This is a genomic window from Sphingobacterium sp. WOUb80, assembly GCF_050058145.1.
Taxonomy (GTDB): Bacteria; Bacteroidota; Bacteroidia; order Sphingobacteriales; family Sphingobacteriaceae; genus Sphingobacterium.
In genome coordinates, this window is sequence record NZ_CP165617.1 from 2,476,602 (window position 1) to 2,492,139 (window position 15,538).

At 39.2% G+C, this 15,538-nt stretch carries 10 protein-coding genes and 1 tRNA gene; 2 read left to right on the forward strand and 9 right to left on the reverse strand.

The window, feature by feature from the left end:
• Positions 1-7: 7 nt before the first annotated feature.
• The gene (locus AB1Z56_RS10405) at positions 8-709 is read right to left on the reverse strand and encodes a LytR/AlgR family response regulator transcription factor (protein WP_426791979.1); all 702 of its coding nucleotides are present in this window, start codon (positions 707-709) and stop codon (positions 8-10) included.
• A gap of 268 nt (positions 710-977) precedes the next feature.
• Between AB1Z56_RS10405 and AB1Z56_RS10410 the strand changes: the two genes are divergently transcribed.
• Positions 978-1,139 carry a hypothetical protein gene (locus tag AB1Z56_RS10410; RefSeq protein ID WP_426791980.1) on the forward strand — a complete coding sequence of 54 codons (162 nt, stop codon included), beginning with the start codon at positions 978-980 and terminating at the stop codon, positions 1,137-1,139.
• Positions 1,140-1,447: 308 nt separating this feature from the next.
• On the opposite strand, the gene AB1Z56_RS10415 is transcribed toward AB1Z56_RS10410, so the two are convergent.
• The 8 genes from AB1Z56_RS10415 to AB1Z56_RS10450 form a co-directional block, all read right to left on the reverse strand.
• Positions 1,448-3,643, reverse strand: coding sequence for a peptidase domain-containing ABC transporter (locus AB1Z56_RS10415; RefSeq protein ID WP_426791981.1), 2,196 nt, complete (start codon positions 3,641-3,643; stop codon positions 1,448-1,450).
• A gap of 9 nt (positions 3,644-3,652) precedes the next feature.
• Positions 3,653-4,885 (reverse strand): lanthionine synthetase LanC family protein, encoded by a 1,233-nt coding sequence (locus AB1Z56_RS10420; RefSeq protein ID WP_426791982.1) that lies wholly within the window; start codon positions 4,883-4,885, stop codon positions 3,653-3,655.
• Complete coding sequence (locus AB1Z56_RS10425; protein ID WP_426791983.1) at positions 4,872-7,937, reverse strand: lantibiotic dehydratase; 3,066 nt, start codon at positions 7,935-7,937, stop codon at positions 4,872-4,874. Before AB1Z56_RS10425 ends, AB1Z56_RS10420 begins: the two co-directional genes overlap by 14 nt.
• An 89-nt stretch (positions 7,938-8,026) precedes the next feature.
• A complete protein-coding gene (locus AB1Z56_RS10430) occupies positions 8,027-8,194 on the reverse strand; it encodes a class I lanthipeptide (RefSeq protein ID WP_426791984.1) in 168 nt (55 codons plus the stop codon).
• A 76-nt stretch (positions 8,195-8,270) separates the two neighbouring features.
• Entirely contained in the window at positions 8,271-8,444 is a 174-nt protein-coding gene (locus AB1Z56_RS10435) for a class I lanthipeptide (protein ID WP_426791985.1), read from the reverse strand.
• Positions 8,445-8,547: 103 nt separating this feature from the next.
• Positions 8,548-10,911, reverse strand: a complete 2,364-nt coding sequence (locus AB1Z56_RS10440; protein WP_426791986.1) for a TonB-dependent receptor domain-containing protein — start codon at positions 10,909-10,911, stop codon at positions 8,548-8,550.
• Between the two features lie 709 nt (positions 10,912-11,620).
• Positions 11,621-11,700: transfer RNA gene (locus tag AB1Z56_RS10445), tRNA-Leu, on the reverse strand.
• A 114-nt stretch (positions 11,701-11,814) separates the two neighbouring features.
• The gene (locus tag AB1Z56_RS10450; protein WP_309363871.1) at positions 11,815-12,552 is read right to left on the reverse strand and encodes an SIMPL domain-containing protein; all 738 of its coding nucleotides are present in this window, start codon (positions 12,550-12,552) and stop codon (positions 11,815-11,817) included.
• 95 nt (positions 12,553-12,647) lie between these two features.
• Between AB1Z56_RS10450 and AB1Z56_RS10455 the strand changes: the two genes are divergently transcribed.
• Entirely contained in the window at positions 12,648-15,467 is a 2,820-nt protein-coding gene (locus AB1Z56_RS10455; protein WP_426791987.1) for a prolyl oligopeptidase family serine peptidase, read from the forward strand.
• The last annotated feature ends 71 nt before the right edge of the window (positions 15,468-15,538 follow it).

Below are 15,538 nucleotides of genomic sequence, written 5' to 3' on the forward strand. Positions count from 1 at the left end.
TTTGGAATTATCTTAAATTCATTTTCTTGAAGACTTCCTCCCTATATGTCGATCCTAAAGGAATATCTTTAATACTGCCTTTCATCACTATTTTGTCGGGTCCGATGGCCCTAACCAATTTAAGGTTTATGATGTATGATTTATGGACCCGCAGAAATACATCACTGGGCAGAAACTCAATGATTTTCTTGAGTGAGTTTATGGTCAAATACTCCTTCTCAACCGTATTTATCTTTATATATTCCCTTTCACCCTCTATGAACTGAATATGCTCGTACGGAATAAGATAGTTCATATATTTATCCCGTAAAGTAAAACAGCCTGTCTGTTGTTTTACAGATTCCTGATCTTGCCGGGAAATCACATCGTTTAACCTAACCAGCGATTTCATCAATCGATCAAAGGTATAGGGCTTTCTAATAAAGTCAAAGACCTCCAGATCATAACTCTCAGCGGCATAATCAGCCATCCCCGTAATAAAGATAAAATATGGTCTCTTCATTAAACTCTTAAGGAATTCCATGCCATTTAGCCCCGGCATATTTATATCAGAAATAATAAGATCAACCTCATTATCCATTAAATAGGATAAGGCTTCTATTCCATTGTCAAAACTGGCTTTTAAATTGCAGAATGGGATCTGCATAATATGTTTTTCGATCCCTTGCTTTGCCAACGGTTCATCCTCAATCAAAATACAATTTATCATACAATTTTTTTCAATATAGCGTTCTTTATTACTGCTGCTTTTGATGGACAGAACTTGATCTCCGGACCGATTTAACAATTGTAATAAACATTAGAATTGACAATATATTAAAATTCCTTAACATAAAAGATAATTCATCATTTAAGTTACATAACCGTATATAATTTAACTACGGACCAACTGCATTAATTTCCTAGCCACAGGTAAGATACGGTATACGTCAAAAAAGTGGTGCCGAACATCTGAAAATAGTCAATCGAAGTAAGGAATGGCTAAAACAACAATTTATAAAGCTCCTATCAGCGGGCGACCACTACCTACCTCATTGCTTCAGACCGCCGATATTTTAAATATTACTACCATATCAGCCAGTTCATCCAATGAATGGTCTCAGGACCAGGGTTGTACATCATTTCTGAAGGTCGATTAAACGATCATCATGCCCTTAACGATGAAAATGAAGGCTTACTGCGGAAATCAAGGCTTATTAACTACAATATCCGGTTGGACTTCCAAAGGAATTCCAAACCGGAGGAAATGGCATCATGGTTACAAAAGGCTGGTCAAACCCTTTCACTCAACTCCAGTATATAGTCTTCTACGCGAACAAGTCCATGAGCTACTTTCAAAAATTTTCAGCATCAACCACTTAATGACGCTGTAATTTTTTATCCGTGCCCAGCCGTTTATTTACCATGGAAACGAGGATCGAAATTCAAACTTCCATCATTCGCAAAATTAATTTCCGAGTTCCAGCTGATTACGTACAAGATCAAAGTATTCTCCTTTTTTTGCAGCCAGTTCCTGATGGGAACCTACTTCAACAATTCTACCATTTTTTAATACGACAATTTGGTCCGCCTGCTTTACGGTTGACAGCCGGTGTGCGATGATAACCCCGGTCTTATTTTTCAGGAATAGCTGTAGATTATCATGTATGACTTTCTCGTTTTTAGAGTCCAGTGCAGAAGTGGCCTCATCAAGAAATATGAAATCAGGGTCTTTATATATGGCCCTGGCAATAAGTACCCTTTGCTTCTGTCCTCCAGACAATGCATTGCCTGCGGCTCCTATCTTCGTTTTGACCCCTTGGGAAAGACCTGCTATAAAAGTTTCGATATTGGAGATCTTTACCGCCATGTCAAATTTTTTTTCATCAATCAGTTCCTCTCCCGTTGCAATATTCCGTTCAAGTGTCTCCGAAAATATAAAACCGTCCTGCATCACCACTCCACAGAGCTTGCGCATATCTTTAGATGAAATCCTCTCCATATCGACATCATTAAAATATAACGCCCCATCTGTTGGGGAATAAAATTTTAAGAGCAGTTTCATCAACGTTGTTTTTCCACTGCCGCTGGCTCCGACGATCGCAGTAATCTTCCCATGTGGGATATGAAGGTTCAAGTCCCGTAGCACATAAGACGAGGCCGGTCCTTCATATTGAAAAGAAACGCCTTTGAGCTGGATTCCGGTCCGGGGGGAGCCTTCCCAGGAGGCAGTGACTTTTTCATGTTCCATTGCGTGGTCCTCATCCTCTATCCTATGTATCTCGTCCAACCGGGCCAAACTAAGTTTTGCATTCTGAAGAGATCTGAAAAAAACGATCAACTGGTTAACGGGCCCATTTATCTGACCTATAATATAGGACACCCCCAATAGCTCCCCAAGTGACATCCTACCAGAAATAACATAGGACGCTGCCATAAAGGTCACCATAATGTTTTTAAACTGATTGATAAAATTAAAACCCGATGCCTGGATTTCATCTAACCTCAATATTCTGAGATTTATTTTATATAGTTTCTGCTGAGCATGTTCCCAGTCCCTTCTCTTCAATTCTTCGTACTGGTTCAATTTCATTTCGGTGATGCCATGAATAATCTGGAAGACCTCCTCATGGGTCTGGCTCTTACTTTGGAACCGGATATAATCCAGCTGTTTTCTTTTGTTTAACCAAAAAATTGACCACAGGACAGATAAAATGGTCAGAATGATGTAGGAAAGCAAAATTGCGAAGTCGTAATACCATAAAATACCGAAGTACACACTGAACATAATGATCGAGAAAAAAGTCATTAGACTTTGGGAGGTCAAAAATTGCTCAATCCTTTCATGGTCAATTATCCGCTGGTTAAAATCACCCATGAATTTTGTATCAAAAAACTTCATGGGTAACTTCATCAGTTTACCCAGAAACTGGGAGATGATCTCAATATTTACCTTGGCGCCGACTGATATTGTGATCCAGTTTCTAAAAATATCAAAAACGATATTTCCCGAAAAAAAAGCCAATTGAGCCATCAGTATGTAGCTGACAACCTGCATGCTCTTCTTCTGTACACCTTCATCTATTAACTTCTGGGTCAATATTGGAAACACCAATGTTGTAAGAGTTCCAAGGAGCAGCAGGACAAAAAGAGCAATCATCTGCTTTTTGAAAGGTTTTAAATAGTGCAAGAGGTTCCATACGGAATTATCAAGTTCTGCCTCCGGGTCCTTTAGATAAAAATCTTCCGTTGTCTCCAGGAATAAGGCTATCCCTCTCTCTTTTTTGGAATACCAAGACTCCAGAAACTGCTCCTCAGACAAGCTGATCTTCCCATGTCCGGGGTCCGCAATTTTATAGGATTTCCTTTGGGATAGAGGTTTGTTGTAAATTTTATACAGAACGACAAAATGGTTCTGATTCCAGTGGAGGATACATGGGAGCATATCATTGCTGAAATCTTCCACGCTCAACTCAGCGGCAGTTCCATCCAGACCGATCATTGATGCTGCCGTCTTAATTCCTAATAAGGATACACCCTCTTTCGTAACAAAACTATTTTTCTTAAGGTATTCCAAACTGTATTTTTTACCATGATGACTCGAAATCATCGCCAGGCAAGCTGGACCGCAGTCCATCTGGTCATGCTGAGATATAAATTGCATTCCGATCTGTTATCCTGTTATTAACAATTCATAAAAATCTGGCAGTGCGGCATTTTCATGGCTGAGCAGTGTACAACCGATTCCGGCAATCCCCCAGGCAAAAGAATATTTTGCCGTTTTATTCAACAGATCAAATTGGGGTAATCCCATCGCAAACTTTGACCTGGTCTTCACCATCAGATCCCTCCTGTTGAAAATTTCGGAATACCAGTACTCTTCCGCGCCCTTTAGGCAGTCGGATCCTGTCTGTTGATGCAGGAGCTTAAATATTTGGTAGATTCCCGAGCAGCCATAGAGTATTCCGCCATCAAATGTATTGTTGATATCGAATTCCCGCTGAGAAATGGCTGCCAGCAACTCTGGAAGTTTTGTGGTCAAGGATTGGTTATCAAGTACAAAGTTAGCCTGAACAAGCGCAAAAACAACCCCTAGATCTCCATAACAAAGTGTAAACTGACCGGAATCATTTTCAGGCACATCATCAGAAAAATGCGGAAAAATTCCTTCTGGATCATCCTTAATCTGCGCCAGGACAAAATTGACGGCTTTTTCCAAGATTGAATGTTCCAATGGATTGTTCCCGGGAGTCAAGATTTTAAGTTTAAAGAGCTTTGCCAGAAAGTTGATAATCATTGCCGATCCATGTGAGAGCCCCAAATAAACCTTAAAGGCATAGGGAACAGATTCCCAGCAAACAGCATCACCGGGTAAAAAGCATGCTTTCTTACAGATTTCAGAAGCGATCTGCCTTAAAACCTGAGCTGAGCGTTGACACCGGGTATGGCAATACCTGTTCAGATAATAATAACCTGAAGAAAGTGCACCGCTAAAGAAGTCAAAATCACCGATTTCAATATCGGATAGGAGCAATGGTTCTAATGCATCATGTATTGAATCATGATAGCCCCCAAAATCGTAAGAAAGGTCAAATCGATTTTCTATGAATAAGAGTCCCCTACCGAAACTGGAAATTATATTGGCCAGACAGTCTCCCCTATAATACGGTTCATACGCTTCCGAACCGATAATAGCTGTAAGGTTTATAATAGATTGTTCAATGAGCTGCTCGCCTAAAGTGAGGAATTCCGGATCTCTTCTGGTTTCATATAAAAGTAAAAAATAAATGGCAAGTCCCATACTCCCATTTTCTACGGAAGGGCATGCAAAATTTGCTGAATTATTTTTAAGGTCATCCGTAATATCATCGATTAACGTATGGCTGAAATCTTTATTTGCTGTCATTTCTTTTTGCAATGGAATGATAGGTTTTGTATAAAAAATAATAGATGACAAGTTCCTGCCTTCTGGATTTGGTAAAAAAAAGACGGTTGAGGTTCATATGCATATGGCATTGTAAGAAATAGGTAATGTCCTTACCCTTTGTCACCTCTAAAATTTCACTTACTGGTCCTTTTATCCCTAAGCAGTACTTATTAATCTGGCTCAGCTGTGAAATCGACGAATAATCCTTTCGGCGTAACAGTCCATCCAGGATCTCCTTGTTGTCCCTAAGCTTCCTATCGATGGAATACATGAATTTTTTTCTCAGTTCTGGATCATCAATAATGATGAACTCCGGTAACATCTGCACAAATAATGTATTGACAATGGCGGCTTTCTCAGAAACATTCAGGCAAAAACCATCCAGCAATCGATCAGCCATCACAATGCCATATTGCCAATTCTGGTCCTCACGACCTTCCTCTGCCATACACTTAATTACCGCGGAAGTGTAAACGCTGTTATGAAAGAACAGCTGTTCGGAAAACTCAATGAGCTGGGAACCGTATCTTTCCAATTCCCTTTCATAGGGTTCCATCTGAATCCTTACAGATCCTGCAGAAATATAATATGCGAGCTGCGCATTAAAATCATCAAGCATATTCTTCGAATGTGCCATCTTCAACCGTACCCTAAGATGATGGAGAGGATCCTCATATCTTATAAAATACCAGGATTCCAATTGATACCTGTCCTTACAGAGGTCTATAAATTCCTGTAGTACTCCGGTTAAAATTTCATCTGCCAGCCCTGCATTGCAGTAGATCTTGAAATAAGACCATTCTTCGCCAATCTGAAACAAGCGCTTTATATTTTCAGGCTCATCCCTATCTACAACCTTCACTTCCGCTTCCGCTTTTGTGGATCGTACAGGAAAGGCAACTTCTGAGCAATATTTCAATCCATCACTTGATTGAATTGCATTATTATGAAAAGACTCAAAAATATAAACATTGGTATCCCGCAAGCGCTTAAAAATAATTTCTAGGGAAACATCATTCTGAAGGTCCAGCAATAGCACATTGTCGTACTCCTTGATGACGCAATACCGCGGAACATTCGCCTTAGCCAGTAGCTCCTTTAGCTGATGACGACCAATGGACTGATCCTTCTTAAGGAGCCATCTTGCCTCACTTAAAATCAGTTCCCTATATTCAATTCTCGGTAAGAACGGACATGAATTCAAAATGGACCAGTCCCATCGATATCCTTTATGGAGATCCTGGTACTGGATGTCACCAAAGAAACGTATTGCCGCAAGGTCGCTTTTATCCGAGTTATAGGAACTTGAAATCCTTGGCGAAATAAATATATTTTGGTCTTTGGACCTTAGCATCACCTTATCCTTTACCACTGAGATATAAAGATCATTAAGGTTTATCCTGATGGAATCATTGTCATTGCCACCCGAAGCCATGCACTCTATTTCATAATTATAGAATCGAGGCCGGAGCAAGATATTGGCAGACCGGTTGTTGGGGAGGTATAGCACCTCGGCAAACACAGAACCGTCATGGTTATTCTGTGTGGTATGGGCCTTGATATTTTCCAATAGTTCCCCGGAGTGAACTGCATACCTGGACATCAGATTGGAAACATAAGGCGAGGGAAGATCAGCTTTCGTATGAAATCTATAATTTCCTTCGTCCAAATCAGCTATTGAATCTGCCAATAGTTCGCCAAAAATAAAGTAATCACTGCTAAACTGGGGAGCCTCCGGATAACTGGCTTTTTCAACATCGTCCCTGGTTAAGGATATAGGTTCCTGCGTCTGGAAGTGATCCAGATATTTGTCCAGAACAGTACGTATAAGTTCAGGAACCGGTTTACCACCGCTTACTTGTTCATGGCTAAAATGAAGGTCCTTCAAAAGCGGTAGCAATTCTATATTACCACTGGTCTGATGACCATATCCGATTCCATCATGAGGATCCAATGCAACGAGTAAAGGCACCTCCTTTTCGCCATACTTTTCGACAAACCTGATGCGAAAACTCTCTAAATTTGCTATTTTGCCAGACGGGCTGAGCCTTGAAAGATCCTCAACCCTTTTTATTAGTGTTCTGACGATCTGTTTGCTGAATTCGGCTGATTTCGGTTTTGCCTCCAGATCAAGCTGGAACAACTGACCATCATCGCTTATGAAATCACTGTATTTTCGCGAAATTTCTTCTACATTTTCAATTGGAAGGCCGCTCTTCAATTCCGTTCGTAGGCTACGCAATCTATCCAATGGTCCCGTTCCGTTATGGTTCATTTCCAAAACTTCAATCAACGAATCCATACTGTCTTTGGCACTTCCCAGAAAAGGGGGCAGCCGCTCAATGAAAATGCCGTTTGTTATCAGGGAACCAATGAAGCAGTTTATTTCGTCCGTATCCACATCCCCGAATTCATTGGCAATTATCTCCGACAACTGTTTCATGGACAATCCCTGATCGCTCTTTTGAATCAATAATAAAAGAATATCAGAATACCCAACCTGCTCAAGCGTACACCTTCCATACTTGTCTTGCTCAAAATACCTCAGGTGATCACCCGTTCGATAAATGGTGCTATTGGGGAAAAATTTCGATTCATTGCGTACCAGGGATTCAATGATGGAATTCCTGATCATGAAAAACGCCTCCATATCAACCCGAACATTGGATTGCCAATTGATATCCGAGAAAAGCAGCTGGTTTTGTTTTCGTTCCACAATATCACCTAAAGCAAAGCCCGCAAAAGCACCAAAAGGAGTAGCCCTGCTGCACATCCGCGTATAATATCTATAAAAAGTTGAAAGGACCCTGTCATTACTTTCATAAGCAGTATCTGCATCGTTCAGCCAGTCGACACCAATTTTAAGGAAACTTCTTGATGCCAATGAAATAGCCTGTAAAAAGCCTGTATCATTTAAAATTCCCTTGATCAGGGTAATATCCTTTTTATCTATTGCTTCATTTAATTCAAGCAGATTATTCAATGGGAATCTAGGAAGCCGTATAAGAAAATAATTAGCAGGTTCAAACATTTGATGAAGTTTGTGATTAGCGGAATGTCAATAAAGCAGGATAGCCTTCTGACTGTTCAAGAAGGCTATCCTTATCACGTATCAGTAGCTTATTTAGAAACGTTGGTTGTACCCGTGCAGGTAATACCACCATCTCTACATGTTACTTCCTCGTCATCAGCGATACCACGACCGCCTTTTACCGAGCTGATTTGCTTTTCATCCAACTTGGCAATTGTTTTTTTGTCCAAGTTCAATTTTGAAAATTTTGATTTCATAAATTTTGATTTTAAAAATGTTATTCCCTACTCTATTCAAAGGATTTTCAGGATTCTCCCATCATGTACGGGGATCTTATGACCCTTTGTTTACAGTAGTAGTACCTACGCAGGTAATACCACCATCTCTACATGTTACTTCCTCATCATCAGCAATACCACGACCGCCTTTTACCGAGCTGATTTGTTTTTCGTCCAACTTGGCAATTGTTTTTTTGTCCAAGTTCAATTTTGAAAATTTTGATTTCATAAATTTTGATTTTAAAAATGTTATTCCCTACTCTATTCAAAGGATTTTCAGGATTCTCCCTACATGTAATTTCTGTATACCTTCGGATCACCGGCATCGCTCACTAGTTAGCCCTGTCCTTTTCCTCGAATTTGATCCGTCTATTGTTCTGCTTCAATTTTGCATTTCCAAATGCATAGGTAACGGACAGTACAATCCGACGATGGTCATTGTATTGATTGAACTCATCACTATATCCATTATAGGAAGTATAGCCCCTATTCCTGATTGTTCTAAAAACATCATTGGCGACCAAACTAACCTGCAGCTGCTTTTCAAATAAACTTGCCTTCAGTCCGAGAGCTGTTTCAAATTGCCCCTTCATTCTTGTGGCGACATAATTATATGGGAAGCTCTGCCAAAAATTGACTAAAACCGAATAGCTCTTTTCTTTATTGAGTGCGATCGTATTCTTGACATCATAAAAAAGGCTGCTCTGTGCCGTAGCCTGTATCTCAGGCACCGTGGGTTTTACCTTAATTCTATATCCGTTGACACTTACTGAGGTTTCCCATATTTTAAACAGGGTATCGTAGTAACTGAGTGTTATTCCTGTATTGGTCTGGTCGAATGCATTCTCAATGATATTACTGTAGATTCCATCATTGTACCTTGCTATGTTCACCCGTCCATCCTCGGTTTCACTTCTAAAGAATGACACATTAAATTTATTTCTGAAGGAATATCCTATTTCATAGTTATTGCTGTAAGAGGGTTTCAAAGAGGGATTACCGCTATTGTAGATATAAGGGTTGGTATACCATCGGAAAGGGTTCAGCGATTCAAAGGATGGCCTGTTTATCCTTCTGGAAAAGCTTATTGTGAAATTATTCTCACTATCTGGTTTGTATTGCAGATACATTGTGGGAAAGAACTTTCCATATTTATTTGAAATCGGCAATACATCAGCATCTGAAGATGTTCCATTATATTTTGCAAATTCATATCTTAAGCCTGCCTTGGCAGTCCAATATTTATTGATGTTAAAGAGGGCACTGATATATCCGGCATAATTCGACTCATTATAGCTGAAGATATTACTGTTGTTGGTCTCTTCATTCCATTCCCCATTAGTTTTGATGTAATATCCGACATCAGATCTATTTTTCAGTTCCGTATACTTTGCTCCTGCTTCGATATTTCCCCACTTGAAAGGTCGATAAAAATCCCCCTGACCGGAATACACCTCGTAATTCATCATACTGGTATTATTGATTACATCAGAAAGATCATTTGTGGTCGTTACAAAATCATTATTCTTTTGAGCATGATTATTCAATAAATTTCCGGTAATGGTCACTTTAGTACCCAGGGTATCGAGCTTAAGATCATAATAAAGACTCAAAAGATGTAACGGTGTCTTCCAATCCTGTTTGGACTTCGTGTGAAGAAGTGAATCCAACTTTTGGTCCGTATAATAACCGGTCTCATTTCCCGCATCCATTTTATAATTGGATCGGCTGAAATCATAGATCAATCCAACATTTGACCGATCATTAAGCTTTACATCCAAGCTGTAGTTCAACCCCAGTGACAGTGAACGGTCAACCCTGGTCTCATCGGTGAAAACCCTCTTTCCATCTTTTAACAGCTCTCTGGTTCCTATTGGCTTATAGCCTACATCGCCTTGTCTAAGTTTCAGGGAGCTGGTTACCTTCTTTGCAGAAAAGTTAATGTTTGCTCCATTTCTTACACCATTTTCATGATTACGCTGATAAGTTGATGTCAACGACGCGTTCCAACCCATGGATTTATTCTTTTTCAAAACTATATTCAAGATTCCGCTGTTACCCTCTGCATCATATTTAGATGGCGGAGATGTAATGACCTCAATCTTTGCAATATCATCTGAACGTAGCGATTCAAGGTAACTTGTAAGTTCTGCTCCACTTAAATTCAAGAGCCGGTCATTGATCATGACCGATAAGCTACTTTTCCCAACAATGGATATTTTATTGTCAAATACCGAAACCAATGGTGCAGATTTAACGGCATCAAGACCGCTCATTCCCTGGGAAGCTATGGAATTTTCAACATTATAAACGGTACGGTCAATCTTTCTTTCTACAAGCTTCTTTTTACCCACGACAGTGACCTCATCGAGTAAATTTTCATTTTCAACCCTGATGATACCGACCAGTAAATCACTTTTGACTTCAATATTCTGTTCACTTAATTTCTTGCCCAGGACATTCACCTTCAACAAATATCCACCCTGTGGGATTTTAAAACTGAAAATTCCCGCACTATCTGTTTGTGTCTTGCCGCTTATTCCGGTTTGATTCTGTGAAACCTCAACCAAGGCGTACTCTATAGGACGGCCATCACTCCCCAATACCTTCCCATTAACCTTAAAGTCCTGCGCCAAAACGGTTGAACTGAAAGCTCCGATAGAAAAAAAACCTATAATAACTTGCTTAAACATCATATTGTAATTTCATTCCCTAAAATCCCAGCTACACTCAGATTTTTGTATGGCACAATATTCCATTAAAAACAAAAGGAAGGCAAATTGATTTTACGAACACCTCGATTTTATCCTACAAATGATCTACCCGGACCTATTTTCAACAAAATGTAAGATAATCAGCTAAACGATACTAAAATTTTAAATCAAATGCTACACCAAACAAATAACGCACTCCGTCAATTATACTTTTCAGGCTATTCGTTGCATTTCTTTCCTACTATTTAATCGATAGTAAAATTTTGCAATATATTTGGATTCATGCTGAATCTTTTAAATAAACAACATTCGGATACCCTCTCAACTTTATATAGATTAGGAGAATATAAGATATAAAAGCATTAAAGATGAAGCTGAGAAGAAAATTTCTACAATTTAAGCCCGAATTGTAGACATCACCTCAAATAATAAAAACAGTGAAAAATGGGATGTTCAAAGCATTATTTATAAAGCAGTCGAAAGATTCAAAAAACTCGATCTAATGTATGTAAACGAAGATATTGAAGGAAAAAGGAAAATTATTGGTTCGATCTTTGCTCAAAAATGGCCATTTCAAAATGGTGAACATCGAACCGGAAAAATATACAAAGCTGCCAAGCTTATCTTAACAAAAGTTTGAAAAACAAAAAAGCCGAATCAAGAACTAAAATTAGAGCTCAATTCGGCTTAGTACCCGGAGCCGGAGTCGAACCGGCACGGTTTCCCACTGGTGTTTGAGACCAGCGCGTCTACCAATTCCGCCATCCGGGCATATCCGTTTGGGATGATGCAAAAGTAGGTTTTTTATTGAAAAGGAGAAAACTTTTTGAATAAATTTTCCATCATAATCAATATAGAACTGAAATTCAGCCAAATAATTTTCGATTAGTTACTCAAAAAACTCGCTTTAACTGTAATATTGGCTGTTTTTTTCCTCGATGTCGTGTTAAATGCACCACCAGAAGAGTATTCTTCGTTGTCATTTTGCCCCGTGATCTGAAAAATTCCCAAATCGGCCTTAACCAAATTACCCAGTCCTGCGTTAGATTCTTTAGCAATATTGTCAGCGCGTTGATGTGCATTTTTCGAAGCTTGTGAAATAAGTTCCAATTTTAGATCCTCTAGTTTGGAGTAATAATAATTGGGGGTGCTGGAGCTAAGTTCTATCCCTTTTGAAATTAGTGTAGATATTTCTCTCGAAGCATTATCCACCTTATTCAAATCTTTTGATTCAACGCTTACGGTCTGCGATAGAGTATAACCCGAAAACGTATTGTAACCATTCCCCTTTCCGTCTGTATGATACTCGAAATCCTTAGCTATATTAACTGCCTCAAAGCGAATCTCCTCGGCTTTAACGCCTTGCTGAACTAAAAAATCACGTACCAAATCACGATCCGTAGCCAATTGTGCAGAAGCAGCACTCAATTCATAATTCTTCCGGCTAAAAGTAGCACTCCATTTAACCAAATCGGACTCAAAATCTTTTTTTGCATTACCGTTGACAGTAATTGTCTGTGTCGATTTAAACTTGTAGCGATAAGCTGCCCCCAATATCCAGGCGGTAAGCAACAGCACAACGCCTAGTATAATCGAAATAATAACAGCGAATGATGATTTCATAACCAGTTTTTTATGTTTACGTAACAATGAATATACCAAAAAATCGATGTTTATTTATTTTTTATAAATAAATTGCAGCAAAAAGGATTAAAAATATGAATAAGAAAAATATCTGTATTCCATTCTGTTTTCTGGCAGCATTCGCTGCACATGCACAAAAGAAACCATTGGATCATACGGTATATGATAGTTGGCAAAGCATATCATCTCCCTATATCAGTAAATCTGGCAAATTTGTCCTATTTCAAGTAAGCCCACAAGAAGGTGACAACCAGCTTTTTCTAAAAACCAAAGACAACAAAGAACTCGTTCAAATTCCCCGCGGATATAATGGAAAACTTACAGATACCGAAAATCATTTGGTAAGTTTGATTAAGGCACCTTTCGCAGCGACACGCGAAGCAAAAATCAAAAAGAAGAAGACTGAAGACCTCCCAAAGGATTCATTGGCGATCTACAGTTTAACAAATTCATCCCTGATCAAATTTGCACAGGTAAAATCTTACAAAGTTGCCGATCAAAACAACAATTTCGTCTCTTTCCTTTTTGACAAGGAAATAAATGAAAAATCAGCACCAAAAACGACTGCCGATGCCACATCGACAAGGAAAGAAAATGATAAAAAGAAAAAAACGGTAGCAACACTTGCCTTATATGATTTAAACTCGGGTGACTCCACTCAATTTTCATTCGTAGATCAATATGAATGGAATAAAAACGGGTCAAAAATTGTTTTTTCAAAGAAGACTGACTCAAAAGACAGCCTTTCAAAGGAATCTGGCGTATATATATACGAAATAGCAACCAAAAAGCTCAAAAAAATATCAAATGGAAAAGGTAATTATAAGAATTTCAAATTTGATGAGTCCGGCAATCAGCTCGCTTACCTAGGAGATCTCTCCAACGAAAAGGCATTGCTAAAAAATTACAATCTATATTACTATACAAACGGTATTGATACAGCCCAATATCTTGCGACGAAAACCAGTAATGGTATACCAAAAAATTGGACTGTTAGCGGTGATGGAGATATTCGATTCAGCAAAAATGGGGAAAAGCTATTTTTTGGCATAGCGCCAATACCCCGTGTCAAGGATACCACTTTAGTTGATTTCGAGCATGCGAAAGTAGACGTATGGAACTGGCAAGATGATTATTTACAGCCCATGCAATTGGTGAATTTAAAGAAAGATCTTGCTAAAAATTTCCTAGCAGTCACTTACCCTAAATACAACCGCACTATTATCCCGCTTACAGACCAGACATTCAACTCCGCGTCGACAACACCTGATGGAAATGAAGAATATATCTTAGCGCGTACTGATTTTGGCAAGCGCATCGCCAGCCAATGGGAAGGTAGCACAAGAGATGACATCTATCTGGTTTCGACAAAAACGGGAAATAAAGAGTTAATCCTTTCAAACTTTTCGGGAAATGCAATTTTGAGTCCTGATGCAAAATATGTTGTTTATTTTGATCAAGATAAAGGAACCTGGAATTCGTACCAGGTCAGTACAAAGAAAAAAATCATTCTGAATGATGGAATACCAGCCTCTTTCGCGGATGAGGAAAATGACATGCCTACGACAGCGCAAGGCTATGGCATGGCCGCCTGGAGCCCGGACTATAAAGGAATATATGTCAATTCGAGATATGACATCTGGTATTTTAACCTAGATGGGTCAAATAAATCTATCTTGACCAACGGTTATGGTGCTGCTTCACAAACAACATTCCGTTACTTATCCTTAAGAAGAGAAGAGGATCGCGAACAAGCCACAACGCTCGACTATAAAAAAGGCGGTTTTCTAACTTCTTTTGACAATAAAACCAAAGAATCTGGTTTTTACCAGTTCAAGGGACAGCATAACGATCCTAAAAGTCTTTTGGTAGAGACAAAAACCTTCAAGAATATCAGCGCTTCCACGGATCAACAGACTATTCTTTATACAAAAGAAGATTATGTCAATTCGCCTAATGTCTACACGAATACAGTTAAATTCAAAGACGAAATACAGCTATCCAATATTAATCAGCAACAGGCTAATTACAATTGGGGAACAGCTGAATTGGTTCATTGGACAACACCCGAAGGAAATCAGGCTGAAGGCATCCTTTACAAACCGGAAAATTTTGATCCTGCAAAAAAATATCCCATTATAGCTTACTTCTATGAAAAGCTTTCCGATGGATTATATACGTATCAACCTCCTGCTCCTACACCATCACGATTGAACATCCCCTATTTTGTAAGTAACGAATACCTTGTATTTGCACCAAATATAAGCTACAAAACAGGTCACCCTGGTCAATCAGCTGAAGAATATATCAATTCGGGGATGAGATATCTCGCTCAGAATGCATGGGTTGATAGTACGAAGATGGGAATACAGGGTCAAAGTTGGGGCGGCTATCAAGTTGCTCACCTCATTACACGGACCAATATGTATGCTGCAGCTTGGACTGGTGCTCCTGTTGTCAACATGACGTCTGCCTATGGTGGAATACGCTGGCAGACCGGCATGTCGCGCCAATTCCAATATGAACATACACAGAGCCGCATCGGAAAAACTCTATGGGAAGCTCCAGAACTGTACATCGAAAATTCACCTCTATTTCATTTAGATAAAGTTAAAACTCCTGTTGTCATTATGGCCAATGACAACGACGGGGCCGTGCCATGGTATCAAGGGATTGAAATGTTTACTGCATTGCGCCGATTAAACAAACCCGTATGGATGCTGAATTATAATGGTGATGAACATAACCTCATACTCCGACAAAACCGCAAGGATATACAAATTCGCGAACAACAATTCTTCGATCATTTCCTAAAAGGTGCCCCTGCCCCTGCTTGGATGAAGAAAGGAGTACCTGCCACCGAAAAAGGAATAGACTGGGGATTCGAATTATAATTAAAAACAATAAAAAAGGTGTGATTTATACAAATCACACCTTTTTTATTAACCAAAAACCACAATTTTCA